We start from the raw sequence: 24,529 nt of genomic DNA on the forward strand, positions 1-24,529 counted from the left end.
GCAAATATGCTTAATATTGCTGTAATGTTGAACGAAAAAAAGGAACGGATAATTATGGGCATCGATCCAGGTACTGCGGTAATGGGTTATGGCGTAATTTTAGAGAAAGGAAACAAAACAGAGTTAATCAGTTTAGGCATTGTTAAGATGACACATCTCGATGATCCTTTTTTAAAACTTCAGCGAATTTTCGAAAAAACAGTTATACTCATCGATCAATACAAACCAGATGTGTTGGCTATTGAGGCGCCCTTTTATAGTAAAAACATTCAGGTTCTTTTAAAGCTTGCAAGAGCACAGGGCATTGCAATTGCGGCGGCATTATCAAGAGATGTTGCAGTAACAGAATATTCGCCCCGAAAGATTAAACAATCTATCACCGGTAATGGCAACGCAACCAAAGAGCAAGTTGCTGCAATGTTGCAACGCTTATTAAATTTTAAGGAAACACCAGAATTTTTAGATGCGACCGATGGTTTGGCGGTGGCAGTTTGTCATTCGTTTCAAAAGATAACTACAAGCGGCAAATCTAAAACCTATTCTGGCTGGGAATCTTTTGTAACTGATAATAAAACAAAGGTTAAAGGATTAGCAGTGAAAGTTAAGAAATAGATGCTATCGAAAAATCGTCATTGCGAGGTACGAAGCAATCTTAAAGCGCTGGGTTATATTAGCGATAGTTGTAAGATTGCTTCGTACCTCGCAAAGATGGGTATATCAAGAAATTAACGCTGATTATTCATTAAATTTTCGTTGCAATTTTGTTTTTTCTCACGAAATATCTAATCGTAAAGAATACACCAAATCCTACTAAAATCAACATCCAAAGGTTTGCAATTGCTAATATGATTTCCTTGAATATTGTCCATCCATTTACTATACCCAGCCACAAACGGTTTGCGAAGCTTGGTTTATAATCATAAACATTGTCGTTAGCCACAACCATTGTTTTAATGGTATTATCCTGATAAAAATTAAGTGTAATGGTGCTGTATTTTACCCGGCTATCGATTAGCATATTTTGCATTTTCTTGTCGATGTAGTCGTCTTTAATTAAAAGAGATGTTTCTACATTTGGGCTTTTCTTGGTTGCCAACTTATTAATACGATCAACGGCTTCTTTCCTATTGTCTGCTTTCAGTTTGTTTGTTAAGTAGCTAATGCTTTGATCATCCATTTTTAAGGATTGATTATCTACAAACACAGCCATTTTTGCAATGGCATTCGTAAACTCATCCAACTTCTCTGAGGGAACTTTTGCTACAAGGTAACCTTCAGTTTTATAGGAAGTAATCTCTTTGAGCGAATCGGTAGATTGTTTAACTTTTTCCGTTTCCTGAATTACACTTTGAATAGAAAACTCTGAAACTGTACCGCCTTGACTCTTAATGGTCTCGCTTAATTTTTCTTTCGTCCTTTGCACATCTTTCACTCTAAACCGCATATCTGCAGTTTTAATGATTTTTTCAGCGGCAACAGTGTCTGCACTGGCTGCATCTGGCAATACCATTTCTTGTGTTGAGGCTACACTTTCGTGTCTTTTCTCAGCATTTTGGCAACCAAATAACCCTAGAATTATGGCTACAGCAATTATATTCCTTTTCATGATTTTATGATTTTAAGCCTGTGTTTGTTTACTTCTGAAATATTTATAACTAACGAAACCTATAAGTGCAATTAAAATAAACACCCAAGAATGTGCAACGAACAATAAAAATTCCTTAAACATTTGCCACCCAGAATTAAGTCCCAATCCCAATCGATTGAAAAAAGCAGGTCTATTATCTCTCAAGTCATCGTTTGCCATGATAACTTTTCTAACTCCCTTATCCTGATAAAAGCTCAGCGTTACGGTGCTTAATTTGGTCCTTTCGTTTACATCCATACTGTTAATCTTCCGATCTACAATCCCGTCTTTCATTGCAATTATTTCTTCGGCTGATTTCGATCCTTTAGCGGCATCGTTCTTTGCCTCATTTAGCGCATCCTCTCTAATTTTTGTTTTTAAGCTATTGCGTAAATATTCTATACTTTGGTTGCTGGCTTGCATCCTGGCGCTATCAACTTGCTCTGCTGTTGCCGTAACTAAATCGCTAAAAATATTGAGGTAAGCTGGAGGTATTCGGGCAATAATTACGCCCTCTGCTTTAAAAACGGTTGTTTCCTGCAACGAGTCAACGCTGTAAGCCACACGTTCCTGATCGATGGTTGTACTTTGAATGGTGGATTCTACGATTGTGCCTTCAAGATCGGCTACTATTTTACTAATTTGGAGTTTAGTTTTAACGGCGTCTTTAACTTTAAAACGCATATCGGCAGTTTTTATAACTTTACTTACCAATTCGGTTTGAGCTGCTTCTTTTTCGACATTTATCAAAGCCGTATCGGCTGATTTTGTTTTTTTCTCGCTACTGCATCCAAATAATATGGCACATAAAGCCAAAGCAATAATATTCCTTTTCATGATTTTGTGGTTCTAAAAATTTAATCATTTTAAATATTTGCTTCAAATGGCCATTAGAAGTTGGGCGTTTTTGGTTAGATTTTCACGCCCTATTTTTCCCTTTATACGAAAAACCGGTTTAGGTAACCCAACGAGTAAAAACGTTTGTATTGAGATGCCTTGAGGCATAGTTTTCCATAAATTAATATATCTGCTTTTAAACTTATATAGAAATTATTGCTTGGGAAGATTTAATATAGAAAGGTTTACTTGGGTAAAATAAACCTGACAGCAGCGAACACGAAGCGGTAACCTTTTCGGTTAACGGCGTAGTAAAGCGAATGGCGGGGCTTTCGGAACCGATTTACACCGAAGCTGGCTTTTCAAAAAATATTGTAAACAAAAAAGCCAATCATGTTGAATATGATTGGCCTAATATTTTGAAAGGATATATCTTATGCGTCTAAAATTTTGAAAACACCCTTAATTGCGATTATTGCACCGATGAAAAGGATAATCCAAGAAACTAATGAAAGCATCCAAGAATCGAATGCGAAGCGTGCATACGTACCAATCATACAAACAATTACACCAAAAATGATTAATTTATAAATCCCTGGCTGGTTAGCCGTTTGCATACTTTCTGTATTGTGCTTTAATTCGTTGTTCTCCATAATGTTTATTTTTATGATGCAGCAAAAGTAATACTTATTGCTGAATATTTACACATACTTAGTAACTTTTTAATCGCTCTAAACGCTGTTTTGCCTTATCTTTATCGCTCAAGTTTTCGCCCTGATATAAAGGTTTTTCCCAATCGCCGTACATGGGGTTTGGTAATACAATGAATTTTGTGCCAAAAAGGTTTTGATTTTGGTTCACTTGCTCGAAAGTATTTTTTTGTTCCCGGTAAAATATATTAGAAAAATCACTCAAATTATCGCCACAAAGCATTAAAATATTATGCGTTTCGGCAATCTTTTGGCGACGGGGTTCCTTATTTGATATTCCTTTTGAAACGACTAAATGCGCATCATCAGCATAAGGAAAGCCAAAAGCTTTTAGATTTTTCAACGTTGCAGCATAATCCTTTTCATCGCGATTGCTCACATAAAAGGTTTCGATATTTTTAGAAGCTGCAAATTTCAAAAAAGCTAATGCACCAGGAACGGTATCGGCTTTAGCAAGGCTTGTCCATTCAGTCCAATCTGCCGGGTTATAGCTCAAACCTTTTTTAATCTCATGTCCTTGAAAGGCAGAATTATCCAAAACCGTTTCATCAATATCTACAATCACACAGTTTGGCTTTTTGCTTGTATCGGCCCATATTGCTTCTTTTAATGATAAGCGGGCAAAGTTGTATGCCTGAAAACATAAAGCCCTGTATTCACCCGAAGTTTGTTGCCACAGTACAGCGTTTGTGTAATCTCTGGCAGGAGATTGAGCTGCAGCCAAAAACGGAGCGAGGGATAAAATAATGATGATGTATTTTTTCATAATTTGAAATTGTTGGGCAAATATAAGAGTTGAATCCGACATGAGTTTCATTAAGCTAAATCATCATTTAAATGAAGATAATTTCTAGATTATTAACTTCTTAGTTATAGATTTTTATTAGTTTTGAGCACACACAAATAAAATCAAAATTATGAAATTTAAAAATTTACTAGGGCTTGGTATAGCCTTATTGTGCCTTGCTGCCTGCAAGAAAGAGAGTCCGATAATTGAGCCACCAATTGTAAAGCCTGATGAAACTGAAATAATCAGAGATAGCGTAGCTTATGTAATGGACGGAAAGCTTAATACCGCATCGAAGTATTCAAGTGGTTGGAAAGTTTCAAATGTTCAGCCCAATTCCAAAGTTGATTCGATTGTAAATTACGCTTATTACATCTCCGGTGATAAAGATTCGGTAATGTATTCGAAAACTTATAGTTTTTACAAAAACTCGAATAAAATCGATTTCATTTTTATTAAAAAATATAATAAAAAAGTGATGACTAGTGGCTTCTTATATGAACCCTCTGATATAAGAGATTTTTACGCTGTTGGAATGCGGAATTACGCTTTGGATTATGAGCGAAATAACAGTCAGAATGGTATAGCAATTAATGTAAACAATGAAGGTGCTTACAAAACTTATGGTTCCGATTCATTCAGAATTCCACCAACTTTAAGTGCTGATGCGCAGCAAAACTCCAAATTCGAAATCATAAGTGTTAAAAAAACGAAAACCGGCCTATACATTTTAGAAGCCAGGTTTAATGCAAAGGTTTATGATGATAAAAACGGAAGTAAAAGGATAGATAATGGTTACCTGAAAATAAATTTGGGTTTATTGGATGAGTACTTTAAATAAGCAGAAAGCCCATTTCGATTTAGAAATGGGCTTTGTTGTTTTGATGAAACACCTCTACCCATTCAAAAAACTTCCTCTATCCGTTTGAGATAATATTAATGTTTCTGCGTTAGGATAAGCTTTGGTAAAAGTGACCGGAATTTTATCTTTCGCTCTCTCATTCCACTTAAATTCTACCGCTAAAAGTTGATCAGCTCTTTTTTCAATGTAATCTATTTCCTGTTGTTGGGTGGTTCGCCAGAAAAATAATTCTGCTTCAATTTGATTTTGCTGCAGGTATTTTTTGCGCTCGCTTATCATATAATTTTCCCAAAGTGCACCAACATCATTGCGATTATTTAAAGTATTGAAGTTTCTGGTAATCGCATTGATAACACCTGTATCATAGAAATATACCTTTTTATTCTTCTTAATCTCGTTGAGAACATTGCCTGAAAATGCAGGTAAAACAAAAATCACAAAAGCCTTTTCCAATAAATCAATGTACTTATCTACGGTTTTTTGGTCGGCTTTTACCAATTGAGCCAATTCTGAAAAGTTTACTTCACTACCAACCTGCAGTGCTAAAGCTTTTACAATTTTCTCAAATAATAAGGGTTTCTTCACTTCTTCCAAAGCAAATAAATCCTTGTATAAATAACTATCGGTTAATAGCTTTAAATGTTCTTCTGCGTGATCCGGTTGATTAATTACTTCAGGATATGAGCCATAAATTAAACGTTTCGCTAAGGAGCGTTCTTCGGTAATAAAATCAGTTTCTTTCACTAATTCTGCATAAGAAAAAGGCAAAAGCATCATTTCATATTTACGCCCAGTTAGTGGTTCGTTTATTTTTCCAGATAATTCAAATGCCGAAGAGCCTGTTGCTATAACCTGTACTTGCTTAAATCTATCTACAATTATTTTTATAAATAAGCCAATATTAGTTATGCGTTGGGCTTCATCGATAAAAAGGATTTCATAATCGCCCAATAATTGTGCAATCTGCGTAGCATTGGGCTTTGCTAAACTTTCACGTACATCAGCATCATCGCCATTTAGGTATAAAGTTCTTTTATTAACCTTGGCCAGCAACTGCTCTACAAATGTTGTTTTACCAGATTGCCTCGGACCAAAAACAATAAATGCCTTGCCCTTAAACAGCCTCTCCAAGGCATAATCCATTTGCTTTCTTACAATCATGATCAATAATTATAAGACAAAAATATAATAATTTTGGATTACATTCCAATAAAAACATAATAATTATGGATTACAATCTAAAATAAACATAATAATTTTGGATTGTAGTTATATCAGGAATAAAAAAACCCATCTCAATTAAGAAATGGGTCTTATATTTTCAAGTTCCCTTTAGGGGATTTAGGGGTTATCCGTTCAATGCTGCTGCACCACTTACAATCTCTGTTAATTCAGTTGTAATTGCAGCCTGACGAGCTTGGTTATAAGAAAGTTTCAAGGCTTTTAATAACTCACCAGCATTTTCAGTTGCTTTATCCATTGATGTCATACGTGCGCCATGCTCAGATGCGTGAGAATCCAACACTGCTTTATATAACTGAATTTTAACCGATTTAGGAATTAACTGTTCTACAATTTCTTCTTGTGATGGTTCTAAAATATAATCAACATTGGTCGCTTTAGTTTCAACCTTTGTTTCTTCTGCTTTTGGTAATGGCAACAATTGTTCAGAAGTAATAATTTGAACAGCTGCATTTTTAAAACGATTGTAAACCAACTCTACTTTATCAAAGTCGCCTTTAATAAAACCAGCCATGATAGCATCGGTAATTTTGGTTACGTTTTCGAAAGTTAAAGCATTGTAAACCTCGTTATTATTACCAATAACGTTGTAATTACGTTTCTCGTAGAAATCCTGAGTTTTCTTACCAATAGAAATAATGCTCACATTACCGTTTTTCAACTGTTCGCTATATTTCTCAGCAATTAAATTGTTGGCCGCTTTAATTACGTTCATGTTAAAAGCACCAGCCAAACCGCGGTTTGATGATACAGTTACAATTAAAACCTTATTAGGTTCACGCTCTTGGATAAAAGGCGATGAAGAACCTTCTAAACTTGCCGATAGATTCGCTAAAATCTCTTTCAGTTTAGTTGCATAAGGACGTAAAGCGATAATTGCATTTGTTGCACGCTTCAACTTCGCTGCCGAAACCATTTTCATAGCTTTGGTAATCTGCTGAGTTGATTGTACCGATGCAATTCGGTTTCTTACTTCTTTTAAATTAGCCATTCTTTATTTAGATGTGAGATGTGAGATATAAGATGTGAGACGTTTCCGTCCCAATCTCAAATCTCAAATCTCATGTCTCAAATCTTATTAATATTTACTTGAAATCTCTTTTGCTACTGTATCTAAAACACCCGTAATGGTATCATCAAATTTACCAGCTTTTAATGCCGCTAAAGTTTCAGGATGACGCATTTCCAATTGAGTTAAATATTCAGTTTCGAATTCTTTTACTTTATCAACCGGTACGCTACGCATTAAGTTTTTAGTACCTGCATAAACAATCGCAACTTGTTTCTCAACCGTAAATGGTGTAAACTGTGCTTGTTTTAACATTTGTACGTTACGTGCACCTTTATCCAAAACCGATTTCGTCGCTGCATCTAAATCAGAACCGAATTTAGAGAAAGCCTCTAACTCACGGTATTGAGCCTGGTCTAACTTTAAAGTACCTGCAACTTTTTTCATTGATTTAATTTGAGCATTACCACCTACACGAGATACCGAAATACCAACGTTAATAGCTGGACGAATACCTGCATTAAATAAGTTCGATTCTAAGAAAATCTGACCATCAGTAATCGAAATTACGTTAGTTGGAATATAAGCAGAAACGTCACCCGCCTGAGTTTCGATAATTGGCAAAGCTGTTAATGAACCACCACCTTTAACAATGTGACGGATAGATTCTGGCAAATCGTTCATCGCTTGTGCGATATCATCATTTGCGTTAATTTTCGCAGCTCTTTCCAACAAACGACTGTGTAAGTAGAAAACGTCACCTGGATAAGCCTCACGACCTGGTGGACGACGAAGTAATAATGATACTTCACGGTAAGCAACAGCTTGTTTAGATAAATCATCATAAACAATTAAAGCCGGACGACCAGTATCACGGAAAAACTCACCAATTGCAGCACCAGCAAACGGAGCATAAAACTGCATTGGAGCAGGATCAGCAGCCGAAGCAGCAACAACAACTGTGTATGGTAAAGCGCCGTTTTCCTCTAGCGTACGTACAATGTTTGCAACGGTAGAGTTTTTCTGACCAATCGCTACATAAATACAGAACACAGGCTGGCCTGCTTCATAAAATTCTTTTTGGTTAATAATGGTATCGATACAAACTGCAGTTTTACCAATCTGACGATCGCCAATAACCAACTCACGTTGACCACGACCGATAGGAATCATTGCATCAATTGCTTTTATACCAGTTTGTAAAGGCTCATTTACCGGCTGACGATAAATTACACCTGGCGCTTTACGCTCTAAAGGCATTTCGTAAGTCTCACCTAAAATCGGGCCTTTACCATCTAAAGGTAAACCCAAAGTGTTCACTACGCGGCCAAGCATACCTTCACCAACTTTAATAGAGGCAATTTTTTTGGTACGTTTAATGGTATCACCTTCTTTAATCTCGTCAGATGCACCCAAAAGTACCACACCAACGTTATCTTCTTCAAGGTTTAATACAATTCCTTGTAAACCGTTTGCAAATTCAACCAACTCACCCGATTGAACTTTAGTTAAACCGTAAACACGGGCAATACCGTCGCCCACTTGCAACACGGTACCAACTTCTTCCAGTTCGGTTTCTGATTTGAAGCCCGCCAATTGCTGTCTGATAATTGCCGATACTTCGTCTGGTCTTACCTCTACCATAATTTTAATTTATATCTTTTGTAAATGTAAATCTTGTAATTCTTTTGTTATTCCAGTCCCGCTATTCGTTTCAATCTTTTTTGTAAACTTCTGTCATTCTGAGGAACGAAGAATCTGTTTCATCGCTTGCAGATGCTTCCTAAGTCAGCATGACAGTTTATTTAAGTTTGATATCAAAAAAGGATTTTTACTACTATCGGGTTTATATATTTTAGTGCTGTAGTTCTTCGGTTATTTCAGTATCCCTCAATTTTCAAAATTTCAGATTCCAATTACTAATTTTCAATCTTAATACTTGATACTCAAATCTCGATACTACAGCGCAAATTCCTTTTTCAGTTTACTTAAACCGCTGGCAATACTTGCATCAAATTGCTTATCACCAACTTTTAAAATAAAACCACCAATTAGTTTTTCGTTAATTTTTTCTTTAATGATGACTTGGTTGGCGCCTAATTCTCTTTTTACAATGGCAACAATCTGTTCTTTTGCAGCTGCACTTAAAGTAGTCGCTGAGGTTACATCAGCAGTAACAATGCCTTTAATTAGGTTGTATTGTTGTATAAATTGTTTTGCAGTAGCAAATAAAATAGCCGAACGGCCTTTGCTAATTACAATTTTAAAAAACGTGATGGTTAGCTTGCTTACTTTATCGGCAAAAATACCATTTAAAATACCAGTCTTTTTATCTAAAGGTACAATTGGGTTTTTCAATATCGCTTCTAGCTCAGGGGTTTCATCAACCACTTTTTCAAACAAAACCATATCATTATAAGAAGATTCTAACGCGTTGTTTTCAACGGATAAATCTATTAATGATTTGGCGTATCTGCTTGCAACTTTAATTTCTGACATATCTTTTTGGGTTAGCGTTTGGCGTTAAGCGTTAAACCGCCCATCGCTTTACGCAATACGCTTAGTTTAATTCAACGTCTTTTAACAAGTTAGCTACTAAAGCTTCCTGCTTAGTTTTATCATCCAATTGAGTACGCAAAACACGTTCAGCAATTTCTAATGATAGAGAAGAAACCTGGTCTTTAACTTCTGCTAAAGCTGCTTTCTTTTGGTTCTCGATTTCAATCTTAGCTTTCTCAATTAATTTAGCACCTTCAACTTGAGCTTGTTTTTTAGCTTCGTTTAAAATACCATCTTTTAAGGTTTTAGCTTCTTTCAAAATTTCATCACGTTCAGCACGAGCTTGTTGCATCAAATCTTGATTCTGACTAGTTAAACGAGTCATCTCTTGTTTTGCTAACTCAGCTTTGTTCAAAGCTTCATCAATACTTTGCTCACGCTCATGAATTGCACCTAAAATAGGTTTCCAAGCAAATTTTCTAAGTATAATCAATAAGCATATAAATGCTATCGATGTCCAAAAAACCAATCCAATACTTGGTAGAACTAATGGGTTCATATATTTTTTTTAATTCTTAGTGTAACTTTAATTTAGACTGGGAAAATAACCAATCATTAAATTCCCAGTCATAAAATGATTCTTAATTGCTATTAAACTTGTAAGCCTAATAAAGCAACTACCACACCGAATAAAGCAGCACCCTCAATAAGGGCAGCAGCGATAATCATTGCAGTTTGAATTTTTGATGCAGCCTCTGGTTGACGAGCAATACCTTCCATTGCTTTACCACCTACTTGACCGATACCGATACCTGCACCGATTACTGCTAAACCGGCACCAATTGCCGCGATTGAACCTACCATAACTAATTTAATTTATATTAATTGTAAAAAATAGTTTTCTGTTAATGATGCTCTTCTACTGCCATACCTATAAACAAGGCAGTAAGTAATGTGAAAATAAAGGCTTGTAAAAATGCCACTAGCAATTCTAAAACATCCATAAATATTACGAATGCAATAGATACTGGAGAAATCCAAAGCGTTTCGAAAATAAATATTAATGATATTAAACTTAATACGATAATGTGCCCAGCCGTGATGTTTGCAAACAAACGAATCATTAAAGCAAAAGGCTTTGAAATAATACCAATAAGCTCTACAGGGATCATAATTGGATATAACCAAAATGGAACATCTGGTTTAAAGATGTGTTTCCAGTAGTATTTATTACCATTAATATTAACAATAATCATTGTTCCTAAAGCCATAACAAAGGTTAAGGCGATATTACCAGTAACGTTAGCGCCACCCGGAAAAATCGGAATCAATCCTAAAACATTGTTAAATAATATGAAGAAAAATGTTGTTAATAGATAGGGCATAAACTTCGCATACTTATGTCCAATATTTGGTTTTGCAATATCGTCTCTTACGAAAACGATAATTGGTTCTATAAAAGATTGCAATCCTTTCGGTGCTTTCCCAATACGTTTTCTATATGTTCCTGCTACAGAAATAAATATGATTAGAATAAATGCAATGGCAATAAACATTGCCGCAACGTTTTTAGTGATCGAAAAATCTAAAATTGATTTGCTCGCAACTTCATCAATACTACCATCAGTTCCAACAACCTTAATTTGGTCTTCAACTAGGCGATAAGTATTGTGAGTGCCATTGTAATCTTCTTTTCCATGGTGAAAATGACCTGAAGAGAAAAACTCTATCCCATTAGCAGTATAAAGAATTACGGGAAGAGGCATTGAAGTATGTCCCCAGAAATGCCACATGTGCGAATCTGCAATATGCTCCATAATTACTTTAGTAGGCTCGAATTTTTCTTTTCCATGCTCTACAACACCATGTTCACCAGAAACTGCTTCAGCAGATTTGGCTACAACGCTATCAACAGGAACTACGGCACTATCAACTTGGGCGAAAGCATTAACTTTAATAGAGAAAAACGCAATTAAAAGCGTAAAAACAACAATTACCTTCTTAACTTTCGACACAAAAACTTGGTTACAATCCATTTATTGGCAGATTTTTACTTTAAATTTTGGTGGCGCAAGTTACGTAACAAACAGGAAACTTCAAAGACTGAAAACAATAAATATAAAGAAAAAAAATTAAGCAGAAATATAACGCCCAATCCCTTTGCTTTTATACTGTAAATCAATACAAAAGCCATACAAAAAATCATCTTCACCGCAATCGATCCCATAATAGCCATTATACCAACCTCAGGATCGCGTTTTATTCCAATATCAACTAATAAATAAGCAACGTAAGTGATGCCCGCCAAAAAGCCGAACATTACCCAAAAGTTATTTACAAGCAGTTGTTTTTCGGGAAAAATAAGTGGCAATACCGCAATGATACCCATTAATAACCCAATGAAAATAAAGTAGATACTAGTGAATTTGGCTAGAGTCAATGGAAAAAATATATTTGCAAAATAAAAACTTTGGCAAAGATATGTTTTTTAGTATCAAGTAACCAACGAGAAAAGAATTATTGTTTGTTAGTTAACTGTTTGAACTCGATAATCGGTTAACTGAAGCAGATAACCAATTCTTAGTTTGGTTAACCGAAAATTGAAAGCTGTCAACTGAAAACTACTCTCTAGTTGCCTGCCTTATGGCCTGGTAAAGCGCAATCCCAACGCCCGCCAATGCGAAAATTGCTGTAATAATATTGGTTTTACTCTTTCGATGTTCATCAATCTTATAACCAATAAAGGTAAGCAGGCCAATAATTGCGATCATTTGAAAGCCTATAGCTGAATATTTTGCGGCGGCATTTACTTTTTTCTTTGTATCTTCTTCTTTAGGATTTTCCATTTATAAATGCAATAATTTAAGTTAACTTTGAATAATTAAAATCTGTTGCCAAATAAAATATTTTTATCAAAATTTAGTTTATTGTATATCCACTAACGCTATTTATCATACTTGAAAAAACACATCAACAAAGCCTTAAATCCCTCCTTCTTCCTTGTTAGCCTACTTTTTATATATGGCTGCGTCGCAAATAAAGATACTGCTCTTGATCGTAAGTTTCAAAACTTAACGGCAAGGTATAACTATATTTATAACTCAAATGTTTTACTTACCGAATATAATGAGGGTTTACTGCAGAGTTATACTGATAATTATGAGAAGATTTTACCGGTTTACCTTGATCCTGAACCACAGATTAACTTGGTTTTAACGCCAGGTACTGCGAACAAGCAATTAGATGAAGTGATTTCTAAAGGGCAGACCATCATCAATGATAAAAGTTTTAGTAATTATATAGATGATGCTTATATGCTTTTGGGCAAGGCCAATTATTTAAAAGGTAATTATTTCATTGCATCAGAATATTTTGATTATACCGCAAAAACGTATAAAAGCGACTTAAAAACTTTTGTAATGGCCATGAACTGGAAAGCTCGTAGCCAAATGGAGCTGAACAATATGGCTGTTGCAGATAAAATTTTGGATACCATGTTACGTGGTGTTGATGATTTGAAAAAGGATTTGGCAGAACCTTTGGCAACTACTGCGCAAATGCGTATTTATCAAAACAGGAATAAAGAGGCTATTCTATTATTGCAAACTGCGATTAGAATTGCCGATGAAAAACAGCTTCGTATTCGTTGGCAATATATTCTTGCGCAATTGCAGGAAAAAGAAAATGATTTGCAAAATGCTTTTATCAATTACACCAAAGTAGAGAATAGTAATGCACCTTTCGAGATGTATTTCCATGCGAATTTACAGCGTATAAAGTTAAAAGCATTAATTAGTGGCTATAAATTAGATGAGGATAAAGCTTTGCTGGCTTTGTTAAGAGATGATAAGAATTTCGATTATACCGATCAGATTTATTACCAAGTAGGGGAATTATTTTCAAAAGAGGGAAAATTTGAAAAGGCCGAAGAAAACTATTATAAATCAGCTCAGAAAAGTACCAAAAACCAAAATCAAAAAGCTTTATCATATTTAAGAATAGCTGATTTAAATTTCAAGGAATTTAATAACTATATCAAGGCAAAACTTTATTACGACAGTACGGTAATGATCTTGCCAAAGAATTTTCCTGATTATGATAACATTGTTAAGAAGGCAAATAACCTGAAATATTTAACAGATCGATTTACAATCATATCGAAAGAAGATACTGCTCAGTTCATTGCTAAACTTCCTGCGGGAGAGAGAGAAGCAAAAATTAAATCTTACTTAACGCCTAAAGTTGAGGTAGTAAATACTGTAGCTTTCAACAACCAATCTATCAATAATCCAGATTTCCCTACTCAATCGCTTAATGCTCCTCAGATTGGTGCTGGAAATACCTTTTATTTCAACAATAACGCAGCAATAAGTTCTGGCTTTGCTGATTTTAAAAAACGTTGGGGAAATAGACAGCTGGAAGATAATTGGCGCCAAAGTCAGCGTTCATCGGCACAAGAAAACAATCAAGTAATGTCTGGTGGAAATGTTGCTACGGCAATCGTTCCTGCAAATGGCACCGAAACTCAAATTTCTAGGGATCAAACTTCATTGGAAAAGCAATATCTCGATGCCTTACCAACCACCCCTGCCCTTTTGGCCTCATCTGATCAAAAAATTATTGATGCTTATTTCGAAATCGCCAGTTTTTATCAGCAAGAATTAAATGATAAGCCCGAAGCGAATAAGATCTATATCGAATTATTGAGGAGATACCCTGATAACAATCATTTGGCCGCTATTTATTATAGTTTATACCTAAATAATCAAGGTGTAGATCAGAATAAAGCAAATGAATACAGACAATTGGTGCTGAATAAGTTTCCGGAATCTGGTTTTGCAAAAACAATTTTAGATCCGTCTTATTCTGCCAAGCAAAGTCAGATGGAAAACATTGCGAATAATAATTATAATGTTGCTTTCGATGCTTACGCTAGAAAAGATTACCCTAGTGTAATTAAACAGGCAAATGATAATGTAAGCGCTTTTCCAGATAATGATTTGGCGCCACAATATGCTTATTTAAAATCAATTGCCGTGGGTAGAACTTCGAAAGTTGATGCTTTGCTAACCGAATTTAATAGCATTACCACGCTTTATCCTAATGACATGATTGTAACCCCATTGGTCCGCGATCATTTGAAATACATAGAGGCAAACTTGGCGGAGTTTAAATTAAGGCCACTTGCACTTGTAGATTTCGATTCTAAAGAACCCCGTTTTGTTAGCCAAGCGAAACCGATTGATGTTCCTGCCAAACCTTTAGCTACCGAAAATAAAACTCCTGTTGTAGAAAAACCTGTGGATGCAGAAGCTAAACCTATCGATAAACCAATTGAAGAAGTTAAACCAGCAGATGTTGTTAAGCCAGTAAGTATTTTCAGCGCAGCTAAATCGGAAGAATATTATTATGTAATTGATGTTGCCGATGCGACCCTTACACTAAGTTCGTCGCGTTTCGGAATTGGTCAATTTAACCGTGGTAATTATCCCGACAATGATTTGGCGCATAAATTGATCGAGTTGGATAATGATCAGCTAATTTATGTAACCAGCTTTATCGATTTGGAGGATGCAAAAATTTACGAATCTAGCATTACAGGTCAGTTAAAGAATATTATGAAAGTTCCGGCAAACATTTATAAAGGCTTTATTATCAGCAAGGAGAACTTCGAAAAGCTGAAAACAAGAGAACTCATAAACGAATATTTGGAGTTTTTTAAAGACAACTATAAATAAGGAAAAAGCATCGAAAGCGGTCACAAAGATTAGGTTCCTTAAAATTTATATAAATATGCGGCTTAAACTGACTTTAATTTAAAGCAAGTTTTGGACTAATAACAACACAAAATGAACAAATCCCTTTCTGCACAAGAAACAAAAAGCTATAGTTTAATTATCTGGAAAATACTGATAGGTGGAGTTGCGCTTTTTGCGATTTTTATTTCTATGATTGGGTTAGGCCTTTTTGGTGCATTACCGTCTTTCAGGGATATAGAACATCCAAAAAGCAATCAGGCTTCAGAAATTATTGCGGAGGATGGTCGTCCATTGGGTACCTACTTTGTTCAAAATAGATCGAATGTTTCTTACAAGGAAATTTCTGAAAATGTAATTAATGGATTAATTGCCACTGAGGATACCCGTTTTAAAGAGCATTCGGGAATTGATTTCAAACGTACCTTTACCATTATTGGATATAATTTAATTGGCAAAAAGCAAGGCGCAAGTACCATTACTCAACAGTTGGCTAAAAATCTTTTCCCTAGAGAATCAAATCTTAATTTCTTCTCGTTGGTATTAACCAAATTTAAGGAATGGATTGTTGCCGTTAAACTGGAAAGAAATTATACCAAGGAAGAAATCATCACGATGTACCTCAATACTGTCGATTTCGGGAATCAAGCTTATGGAATTAAGTCTGCAGCTAGAGTTTATTTTAATACCACACCAGATAAATTAACCTTAACACAGGCTGCAACTTTGGTTGGTATGCAAAAAGGGATTACAATGTATTCTCCAACTCGCCACCCAGAACGTTCTAGAAACCGTAGAAACACGGTAATGGCTATGATGGTAAAATCGGAGATGCTACCACAGCAGGAGTTTGATGAGCAAAAAGATACACCACTTAACTTACATTTTAATGCGGCAACGGTTAATGATGGAATTGCTCCTTATTTCCGTTCGGTATTAAAAAGTGATATTAAAACTATCTTCCAGGATCAAGGAATTACTAAACCAGATGGAACTCCATATGACTTAGATCGTGATGGATTAAAAATTTATACTACTTTAAACTACGATATGCAGCGGTATGCAGAGGAAGCACAAAAGGAGTACATGAAAATTTTGCAAGCCCAATTTATTAGCAGTTGGAAAGGACGAAATCCTTATAAAGATAAAGCACTTCAAATTGAACAGGGTGTTAAAAGATCCGATCGCTATAAATCATTAAAGCTTGAGGGGAAATCGGACGAAGAAATTAAAGATGACTTCAATACCAAAACCGAAATGACCATTTTTACCTGGAAAGGAGATATAGATACCGTAATGAAACCGATTGATTCCGTTCGTTATTATAAAATGCTTCTGCGTAACGCAATGATGTCTATGGACCCAACAAATGGACATGTTAAGGCTTGGGTTGGCGGAATTAACTATGAGCATTTTAAGTACGATCAGGTTAAAATGGGAACAAGACAAGTTGGCTCTACAGCAAAGCCATTTACTTATGCGGTTGCCATAGAAAACGGATATTCTCCATGTTACACCGTTTCCAATACTCCAGTAACAATTGATGGTTATGGGGAGCCCTGGACGCCACGGAATTCAGGAAAACCTTTACCAGGCAATATCACGTTACAAAAAGCCTTGGCCTATTCTCAAAACTATGTCACTGCTTATTTAATGAAACAAGTTGGTCCGGTAGCGGTTTCCAATTTGGCAACAAAAATGGGTATTCCGAACGTTGCCGCCTTTCCATCAATTTGTCTCGGCACTTTCGATTCATCAATTTATAACATGGTGGGTGCTTATGGTGCTTTTGCAAATAAAGGAACTTATACGAAACCAATTTATCTTTTAAGAATTGAGGATAAAAATGGTGTTGTCTTATTTTCTCAAAAGGAAATACCAAAACCAATTATGAGCGAAGAGGTAGCCTACGTAATGACCAGGATGCTTAAAGGTGTGGTAACAAGTGGAACCGGATATAGGCTTATAAACAAATATAAAGTTAATGCGCCTATTGGCGGAAAAACTGGTACTACCCAAAATAACTCTGATGGTTGGTTTATGGCTATTACGCCACAATTGGTAACGGGCATTTGGACAGGCTGTGAAGATAGGGCATTTCACTTTATTAGCACCAACCAGGGTGAAGGCGCAAATACGGCGCTTCCAATTTTTGCAGGTTTTATAAAAAGAGTTTATGCTAATCCAGCCCTAAAAATTAGTCATGCAGATTTCGAGGCACCAAAATCTGGCGTTTCCATCACTTTCGATTGTAACCAATACCAAAAACAGGAGGAAGATACTAATCCGGAGCTGGATGAAAAGTTAGGTTTTTAGATTGTTTGGTTTTGCGTGAAGGATAGCAGAGGAAAGCCCACAGGCTCGATTCTTCATCGAGACGAGGACTTGTAACGGATAGCCTGACCCTTGCGCAGCTTGGGGCACGCCCAAATTTTTATCAAAAATCTCAATATATAACTAACATACTTCGTTCTCGAAACCCTATTTTTGTACTTAATGAGCAGTTTCGACCATAAGACAGCACTAACAGCAATTCCGCACAAGCCCGGCGTTTACCAATACTGGGATGCGGATGGAAAGTTGATGTACATTGGTAAGGCGAAAGATCTTCGTAACCGCGTCGGCTCTTACTTTAATAGTGATAAACAACAATTCAATGGTAAAACGAGGGTTTTGGTTTCTAAAATCAGAAAGATAACCTTTACCATTGTTGACACTGAAATTGATGCCTGGCTACTCGAAAACAGCTTAATTAAAAAGCACCAGCCAAAATTCAACATCAATTTAAAGGATGATAAAACTTACCCCTGGATTATTGTTAAAAACGAAAACTATCCTCGAATTTACTGGACAAGAAAAGTAATTAAGGATGGTTCTACATATTTCGGTCCTTATGGATCGATTGGGATGATGCATACCATTTTGGATTTAATTAAGGAAACGTATCCATTAAGAACTTGCACCTTACCTTTAAACGATAAGAATATTGCTGAAGGAAAATTTAAGGTCTGCTTAGAATACCAAATTGGAAATTGTAAAGGCCCATGTCAAGCTTACCAAACAGAAAGTGATTACGACAAAAATATTGGAGAGATTAAGGAAATTTTAAACGGCAAGATTGGTAATGTTATTCGCGATGTTAAGGGGATAATTAAGTCGGCATCTGAAGAACTGAATTTCGAGCTGGCGCATCAATATGCTCGAAAATTACAGGTTTTAGAAAAATATCAAAGTAAATCTACGGTTGTGAATAGCGCAATTACCAACGTGGATGTGGTTAGTATTGCCTCTGATGAGCGTTATGCTTTTGTGAATTACTTTAAAGTGATGAACGGAACCATTATCCAGACGCAAACGATTGAAATAAAAAAGCAATTGGATGAAAGCGATGATGAGCTTTTAACAACAGCCATGCTTGAGTTTAGAACAAAATTCAACAGCACTTCTAGGGAAATTATTGTTCCATTCGAGTTATCTCTGGAGGATGAAAGTTTGAGATTTACGGTACCCAAGTTGGGTGAGAAAAAGAAGCTTTTGGAACTTTCGCAAAAGAACGTGCTATTCTTTAAAAAGGAGAAACTCAATCAATATGAAAAGTTAAATCCCGACCTGAGAACCGATCGAATTTTAACAACTATGCAAAAGGATTTGCGGTTAACGCAGTTGCCGAAACACATAGAGTGTTTTGATAACTCCAACTTTCAAGGAAAATATCCTGTTTCAGCAATTGTTGTTTTTAAGGATGCAAAACCCTCTAAAAAGGATTATAGGCATTTCAATGTTAAAACAGTTGAAGGTCCGAACGATTTTGCGACCATGGAAGAGGCTGTTTTCCGTCGTTATAGGAGGATGTTAGAAGAAGATCAGCCTTTGCCCCAATTGATCATCATTGATGGTGGTAAAGGGCAGCTTTCTTCGGCTATGAAAAGCCTAAAGTTATTAGGGATTGAACATAAGGTAACCGTAATTGGTATAGCCAAAAGGTTGGAAGAACTTTTCTACCCTGGCGATTCATTCCCCTTATACCTCGATAAAAAATCGGAGACTTTAAAGGTAATACAGCAGTTAAGGGATGAGGCTCACCGTTTTGGCATCACTTTTCACAGAAAAAAACGCGATCAGGGAACACTTAAAACTGAGCTGGAACAAATTGAGGGAATCGGAAAAACGACCGCAGATAAATTGCTAACCCATTTTAAATCAGTTAAGAAGATTAAGGAAGCTACAGAAAAAGAATTAGCAGAAGTATTGAATAAAAAACAGATTGCTAATTTGCTGGAATACTTTACCCCCCAGCCCCCTGAAGGGGGAGCAAATAGCACAATGTAAAATACCATGTAAAACAAAAAGGCAGCAAATAAATTTGCTGCCTTTCTTTAATACTTTACAAAGCCCTCTTTATGAGGTTAATATTCCCAAAGTCCTTGTTCGTAATCGAGAACAGATTTTTTGATCCGCTCTGATTCAAACAATCTTTCTCTCGGATCTGTAATAATGTCCCTAATCTTGTTATCACCAGGATTTGATTCCTTAACAATGTAACTGCTAAACAAACGACGGATAAAGAAATCGTCGAAACTTAAATTAGAAGCATCATTGTTATTGTTTATTAATCTCTTGTGGGCAATAATTGGTCTTAGCTCCTCATAAGAAACCCAGAATACGGGTTGCCATGTTTTTGATAATTCGTTGTATTTTAAAGGCGCTATGCCTACAATACGAGGTTCAAAAATAGAACGTTTAGTATCAAAAATCCAATCTTCTTTAATGCGATATTTTAAGAACGATTCAGGATTGAAGTCATTAACCACCGTTGTAACTGTACCAGTTTTATTATTCGAAATTTCTGATGTGCCCAATGCCTCTCTAGCTGCAGAATCTGCACTCATTGGATTATTGAATGCATCATCTTCATTTAAAACACTATCGATAGGAGAATAAGCCGTGAGCTCTTCAGCTTTGATAGCAGAAATTAAAACATCTATAAACCTTCCTTTCGGCGATTTTAAAACAGAGTTTACAGTATCACGTAAATCAATTTCACGCCATATACGTTTTGCATAAAACACATCTTCTTCCCTCACTTCTGCAAAAGGAACCATTTCTGTACTATCTACATCCTTGCGGGCATAAAAACCATCTCTTGGTGGTACTTTTAGTTTCTTTTTGGCTGCAATAACTGGCGCTGGAACAACTTCAGGAGCTGGTGCAACTGCTGTCGCTGCGGGCTTTTTAGGAGCCAATTTTGTTGGCTTCTTTTGTGCAAAAGCAAAAGCAGATAATAAAACTAAAACAGTGATACTTAAAATCCTTTTCATCTTCTATTTATTTACATTGAATGATACCGAAGGCAAAATTCTCTGACGGCCATCAGGTCCTTGTGAAACGATGTCATCAAAAAACACTTTCGAACCTGGAGTAATGGCATTCATAGCAGCTCTAACAGCACCAGCGAAATTACCACCACTACCCTGAATGGTTACGGCTTCAGAACGTGGTTTAATAACCGTTATTTTATACCTTAATATTTTAAAGCTCACATCAAAAGGGAAATCATCTAAATCGGCATCAATGCTTGTTTCACTTTTTAGTTGAACAGATGAAATATCGCCACCAATTCTACCACCAACTTTAGCAATTGGAGCAGGTATAGCTTTTACCCTAAATTTTTGTACACCTAAGTTTACTGACTTTCCAGCATTGTTAGCACTTACACTGATTGAAACTTCTGAACCAACTTGGCTACCAGAAACGTTAACGGTATAGTTTCCATTTCCACCAGACATTGAGCCTGCAGAGATAGATGCCTTAACACTTTCTAATGGGAAACCTGCTGCAGATACTGCAAATGGGTTAGCAATACCAGCATAAATAACGTTCATTTTTGTTGATGAAACACTTGCTGAAGGTTTTGCTACTTGGTATTTCTGAGGTTGGGTTTTATACTCCTTTACTTGCCCATCAGTTTGACGAACACGAACCGTACCAACCCAAGTAAATTCACCAACGCTGCTTGTTCCGCCCGTATAAGTTCCTTTACCATCCTTAATTGATAATTTATTTCCGTTAACAGTAATGTCAGGAGTTGATCTTGAATCACTAGCTGTTAAAAATACTTCAGCAGTATAAGGTTGACCTTGGATAACATAAGAAGTTGGTGCTACAGCAACTGCAGCAAACTGATCCAAGTTTACCTGTGCTTTGTCCATGTTTCCGAACAACTTTTTAACTACCTCAGCTTCAGCATTTTTAGTATCTGTTTGCAGTTTGGTTAAAATTGTCACTGCAGCTGTTAAAGGCGTTCCCTCACCGAAGTACGTTTCTTGCCAATTGCCTTTTCTCTTTCTTGCAGGATCTTTTGCTTCGAGCGAAAATGAAACATTTGCTCTATCTGCTGGATCTAATAAAGAGATTAACTTTTCGCGAGTTTCGTTAATTTTTTTCTTTAATTCATCTGCCTTTTTCTGATTGATCATGATATTGTAAGCAATATCCTGATTATCTCTATTTACCAAATCGCCAGTTTCTGCATTAATGCCATTACCTGCTATAGTAAATTCCTTTTTTAAAGTTTCAATATAATTATTTAGTTGATCAGCTGCTGCCTGAGCTTGTTTGGCCTTATCATAAATAGGTTGTGCTCTTGCAGGTTCTTCTTTTAACTTCGAGTTTTCGAATGCAGAAAATAGTTGATTGATGCTAGTATTTACATTGTTTTTAGAAGTATCCAAACTATCGTTGATATTTTTGAATGCATCTAAAACTGTATCTGATACGTTTAAGGCGAGCATAGCTAGCAATACCAAATACATGATATTGATCATTCGCTGCCTTGTTGTTTCTTTTCCGCCTGCCATGTGTTATGTAGCTTTCTTTTTTAAAAATTAAAAACTAAATAAATTATGCACGTGGGCCGTTCATGGCCGAAAGCATGTTACCATAAATTGAGTTCAATGATGCTAAGTTCTTAGCCAACTTGTTCACTTCTTCCTTAAACTGTTTAGAATCTTCCATCGATTCGTTAAAGTTTTGCATGGTAAGTGATAAGTTAGAATAGAATTTATTCATCGATTTTAAGTGAGCGCTAGAATCTTGTAATTCCAATTCATACACTGCATTTAAAGCCGATAAGTTTTTGGCCAAATTATTAACCTGATCGTGGTAAGCTTGAGAATCTACATTGCTATCGCCCATCGCTTTCAAATTAGCTGTAGCTTTTTCAAAAGATGCACTTAAGTTATCAAAACCAGCAGAAGCGGTTTTAACTTTACTAGTAAATTCATTTGTAGCAGTAGATGCATCGGCAACGTTAGAGATTGTAGCCACCTTATCACCAAAAGTACGTAAGCCAGTGCCTAAACTTTCGATTAATTCAGGACCAATTTTAGCGTCAGATAACATTTTATCTAATGCCGCAGTATTTCCTGATGAAACAGCTGCTGCAGGTCTTGCTGAGGCAGTTGGCAAATCGCCTTTAAAATCTGGTCTTAACTCAGGATAAACTCTTTCCCATGCTGGTTCAGGTTCAGGTGGGTAAAATCCTGTTAAAGCGAATAAAATAGCTTCAACACCTAGTCCAATTCCAATTGCATAACTTCCAAAAATCCCACCAATGTGTAGAATTTTGCACAACGCTCCGATAATTACAATACTAGCTCCAAATGAAATTGCTGGATTCAACCAGCTTGGTGATTTTTTTGCTGCCATAAAATTTTGATGATGTTTTTCTTAGTTTTTAGTTGTTTGGTTTGTTTGTTAATTTCTTAGGTCAGTTCCTGGGTAGGAAGAAACGCACCTAAAGCCGATATATGATCTTTGTGTATCTTGATATTCGTAGGTTCCAACAGCATTTTGAAGGAAGTAAGCGGTGTCTTTCCAAGAACCACCCTTAATTACTTTACGTTTTTTATACTTGCTATCATTTGCGCCAGCATCATAAGTAAAGTTTGGATTTAAATCGTGTAATAACGGAGAGGCACTTTTATTGTAAGCGGTTAATGTCCATTCAGAAACATTTCCAGACATATTATAAAGGCCATAATCGTTAGGGAAGTAAGATCTTACACCAACAGTATAGATACCACCATCGCTCGAATAATCTCCACGACCCGGTTTAAAGTTTGCCTGTAAACATCCTTTTGTATTTCTAATGTAAGGACCACCCCAAGGATACTTTGTTTTGGTATTACCACCACGAGCAGCATACTCAAACTCAGTTTCTGCAGGTAATCTATAATCAGATCTCGATCCTACTGGCATTTTTCTTGCCGCAGCAACACCATCATACAACCTTGTTCTCCAATGAGAAAATGCTTTTGCTTGCTCCCAACTCACACCAACTACAGGGTAATCATCATAAGATGGATGGTTGTAGTAACCGCGAACCATTGGATCGTTTTGAGAATACGAGTAATCTGTTTTCCAAACCATAGTATCTGGATAGATGGCAATGGTAAAGCGATCGATATAATCTTGACGTTTGCTATTTGGATTTTTATGGCCGGCCGCAGCTTTATCCATACTCAATTCAGCATAGCTGTATTCAAACTTACGAACATCAAATTCTTTTTTGCCAGGAAGTGCATCTAAACCCGAATAATACATACCATCTAGCTGGCTTTGTTGAGCCTGATTATTACCACGCCCTCGAGCACGCCAAATATTTACACCATTAGGACCAACTTTTTTCCAATCGATATACTTTTCTCCACCAACAGCTGTAGCCGTTCCATTTCTTGGGGTAACTGTAAATTGTTGTGGCATTCCCATCATGGTTACAGCAATAGAATCGCGTACCCAATTGGTAAATTGACGATATTCTGCATTAGAAATTTCTGTTTGATCCATAAAGAATGCACTAATGGTAGTCATTCTACTTGGTCCATTTTGAGAAAAGGTAATATCCTCGTCAGAACCACCAAGTGGAGTATGCCCTGGCGGAATATAAACCATCCCTAATGGAATACGATTATTTTTGAATTTTCGGTTATAAGCACCCACCAACTCGCCTTGGCCTCCATGACCGCAACTCGCCAGCAAAACAGTTATACCCACAATAGCTAGAAGGTAGATTTTCTTCATATTTTTTATGTTGTGCTATGCACGATTAGGAGCAATTTTATCAAAAATCACTGAAATTATCAACAAAAGCAAATATTTTAAGTTAAATCGTTGTTTAAACGGTAATAAAGTTGGTTTAT

The 24,529-nt window shown here is 36.1% G+C and carries 22 protein-coding genes; 5 read left to right on the forward strand and 17 right to left on the reverse strand.

Translation table 11 applies throughout. From position 1 onward, the window contains the following. The first annotated feature begins 24 nt into the window (after nucleotides 1–24). Complete coding sequence (ruvC, locus tag EZ449_RS00500; RefSeq protein ID WP_131556002.1) at nucleotides 25–612, forward strand: crossover junction endodeoxyribonuclease RuvC; 588 nt, start codon at nucleotides 25–27, stop codon at nucleotides 610–612. 130 nt (nucleotides 613–742) lie between these two features. On the opposite strand, the gene EZ449_RS00505 is transcribed toward ruvC, so the two are convergent. The 4 genes from EZ449_RS00505 to EZ449_RS00520 form a co-directional block, all read right to left on the reverse strand. Continuing rightward, nucleotides 743–1,606: a DUF4349 domain-containing protein gene (locus EZ449_RS00505; RefSeq protein ID WP_225872183.1), complete on the reverse strand. Its 864-nt coding sequence runs from the start codon at nucleotides 1,604–1,606 to the stop codon at nucleotides 743–745. Nucleotides 1,607–1,618: 12 nt separating this feature from the next. Beyond that, nucleotides 1,619–2,464, reverse strand: coding sequence for a DUF4349 domain-containing protein (locus tag EZ449_RS00510; protein WP_131556003.1), 846 nt, complete (start codon nucleotides 2,462–2,464; stop codon nucleotides 1,619–1,621). Nucleotides 2,465–2,898: 434 nt separating this feature from the next. Next, complete coding sequence (locus tag EZ449_RS00515) at nucleotides 2,899–3,117, reverse strand: hypothetical protein (RefSeq protein ID WP_131556004.1); 219 nt, start codon at nucleotides 3,115–3,117, stop codon at nucleotides 2,899–2,901. A 58-nt stretch (nucleotides 3,118–3,175) separates the two neighbouring features. After that, on the reverse strand, nucleotides 3,176–3,940 hold the full coding sequence (locus EZ449_RS00520) for a 5'-nucleotidase, lipoprotein e(P4) family (RefSeq protein WP_131556005.1): 765 nt from the start codon (nucleotides 3,938–3,940) through the stop codon (nucleotides 3,176–3,178). A gap of 151 nt (nucleotides 3,941–4,091) precedes the next feature. Between EZ449_RS00520 and EZ449_RS00525 the strand changes: the two genes are divergently transcribed. After that, nucleotides 4,092–4,802 (forward strand): hypothetical protein, encoded by a 711-nt coding sequence (locus EZ449_RS00525; RefSeq protein ID WP_131556006.1) that lies wholly within the window; start codon nucleotides 4,092–4,094, stop codon nucleotides 4,800–4,802. A gap of 54 nt (nucleotides 4,803–4,856) precedes the next feature. Here the strand turns inward: EZ449_RS00525 and EZ449_RS00530 are convergent, their stop codons facing one another. From EZ449_RS00530 to EZ449_RS00570, 9 genes are all read right to left on the reverse strand, one after another. Further along, nucleotides 4,857–5,984, reverse strand: a complete 1,128-nt coding sequence (locus EZ449_RS00530; RefSeq protein ID WP_165499663.1) for an ATP-binding protein — start codon at nucleotides 5,982–5,984, stop codon at nucleotides 4,857–4,859. A 187-nt stretch (nucleotides 5,985–6,171) separates the two neighbouring features. After that, nucleotides 6,172–7,056, reverse strand: a complete 885-nt coding sequence (gene atpG, locus EZ449_RS00535; RefSeq protein ID WP_131556007.1) for an ATP synthase F1 subunit gamma — start codon at nucleotides 7,054–7,056, stop codon at nucleotides 6,172–6,174. Nucleotides 7,057–7,143: 87 nt separating this feature from the next. Next, nucleotides 7,144–8,718, reverse strand: coding sequence for a F0F1 ATP synthase subunit alpha (gene atpA / locus EZ449_RS00540; protein ID WP_131556008.1), 1,575 nt, complete (start codon nucleotides 8,716–8,718; stop codon nucleotides 7,144–7,146). A gap of 315 nt (nucleotides 8,719–9,033) precedes the next feature. Beyond that, nucleotides 9,034–9,573 carry an ATP synthase F1 subunit delta gene (atpH, locus tag EZ449_RS00545; RefSeq protein ID WP_131556009.1) on the reverse strand — a complete coding sequence of 180 codons (540 nt, stop codon included), beginning with the start codon at nucleotides 9,571–9,573 and terminating at the stop codon, nucleotides 9,034–9,036. Nucleotides 9,574–9,634: 61 nt separating this feature from the next. After that, the gene (locus tag EZ449_RS00550) at nucleotides 9,635–10,132 is read right to left on the reverse strand and encodes a F0F1 ATP synthase subunit B (protein WP_131556010.1); all 498 of its coding nucleotides are present in this window, start codon (nucleotides 10,130–10,132) and stop codon (nucleotides 9,635–9,637) included. Nucleotides 10,133–10,224: 92 nt separating this feature from the next. Further along, nucleotides 10,225–10,437, reverse strand: coding sequence for an ATP synthase F0 subunit C (gene atpE, locus EZ449_RS00555; protein WP_012780570.1), 213 nt, complete (start codon nucleotides 10,435–10,437; stop codon nucleotides 10,225–10,227). 41 nt (nucleotides 10,438–10,478) lie between these two features. Then, entirely contained in the window at nucleotides 10,479–11,609 is a 1,131-nt protein-coding gene (gene atpB / locus EZ449_RS00560; protein WP_131556011.1) for a F0F1 ATP synthase subunit A, read from the reverse strand. Between the two features lie 14 nt (nucleotides 11,610–11,623). Beyond that, the gene (locus EZ449_RS00565; RefSeq protein WP_225872184.1) at nucleotides 11,624–11,962 is read right to left on the reverse strand and encodes a hypothetical protein; all 339 of its coding nucleotides are present in this window, start codon (nucleotides 11,960–11,962) and stop codon (nucleotides 11,624–11,626) included. 232 nt (nucleotides 11,963–12,194) lie between these two features. Beyond that, the gene (locus tag EZ449_RS00570) at nucleotides 12,195–12,419 is read right to left on the reverse strand and encodes an AtpZ/AtpI family protein (RefSeq protein ID WP_131556012.1); all 225 of its coding nucleotides are present in this window, start codon (nucleotides 12,417–12,419) and stop codon (nucleotides 12,195–12,197) included. 111 nt (nucleotides 12,420–12,530) lie between these two features. On the opposite strand from EZ449_RS00570, the gene porW reads away from it, so the two are divergent. The 3 genes from porW to uvrC all read left to right on the forward strand — a co-directional run bounded on the left by porW (nucleotide 12,531) and on the right by uvrC (nucleotide 19,658). After that, nucleotides 12,531–15,311, forward strand: a complete 2,781-nt coding sequence (gene porW / locus EZ449_RS00575; protein ID WP_131556013.1) for a type IX secretion system periplasmic lipoprotein PorW/SprE — start codon at nucleotides 12,531–12,533, stop codon at nucleotides 15,309–15,311. A 111-nt stretch (nucleotides 15,312–15,422) separates the two neighbouring features. Further along, nucleotides 15,423–17,645, forward strand: coding sequence for a transglycosylase domain-containing protein (locus EZ449_RS00580; protein WP_131556014.1), 2,223 nt, complete (start codon nucleotides 15,423–15,425; stop codon nucleotides 17,643–17,645). 180 nt (nucleotides 17,646–17,825) lie between these two features. Then, nucleotides 17,826–19,658 (forward strand): excinuclease ABC subunit UvrC, encoded by a 1,833-nt coding sequence (gene uvrC / locus EZ449_RS00585; protein WP_131556015.1) that lies wholly within the window; start codon nucleotides 17,826–17,828, stop codon nucleotides 19,656–19,658. Between the two features lie 77 nt (nucleotides 19,659–19,735). Here uvrC and porN read toward each other — a convergent pair whose 3' ends face one another. The 4 genes from porN to porK are packed head-to-tail and all read right to left on the reverse strand — an operon-like array spanning nucleotide 19,736 to nucleotide 24,410. Further along, nucleotides 19,736–20,647 carry a type IX secretion system ring subunit PorN/GldN gene (gene porN / locus EZ449_RS00590; protein ID WP_131556016.1) on the reverse strand — a complete coding sequence of 304 codons (912 nt, stop codon included), beginning with the start codon at nucleotides 20,645–20,647 and terminating at the stop codon, nucleotides 19,736–19,738. Between the two features lie 3 nt (nucleotides 20,648–20,650). Continuing rightward, nucleotides 20,651–22,186 (reverse strand): type IX secretion system motor protein PorM/GldM, encoded by a 1,536-nt coding sequence (gene porM, locus EZ449_RS00595; RefSeq protein WP_131556017.1) that lies wholly within the window; start codon nucleotides 22,184–22,186, stop codon nucleotides 20,651–20,653. Nucleotides 22,187–22,229: 43 nt separating this feature from the next. Then, nucleotides 22,230–23,036 carry a type IX secretion system motor protein PorL/GldL gene (gene porL, locus EZ449_RS00600; RefSeq protein ID WP_131556018.1) on the reverse strand — a complete coding sequence of 269 codons (807 nt, stop codon included), beginning with the start codon at nucleotides 23,034–23,036 and terminating at the stop codon, nucleotides 22,230–22,232. 48 nt (nucleotides 23,037–23,084) lie between these two features. Beyond that, nucleotides 23,085–24,410 (reverse strand): T9SS ring complex lipoprotein PorK/GldK, encoded by a 1,326-nt coding sequence (gene porK, locus EZ449_RS00605; RefSeq protein ID WP_131556019.1) that lies wholly within the window; start codon nucleotides 24,408–24,410, stop codon nucleotides 23,085–23,087. Nucleotides 24,411–24,529 lie beyond the last annotated feature (119 nt).

Source organism: Pedobacter frigidisoli, assembly GCF_004331675.1.
Lineage (GTDB): Bacteria > Bacteroidota > Bacteroidia > Sphingobacteriales > Sphingobacteriaceae > Pedobacter > Pedobacter frigidisoli.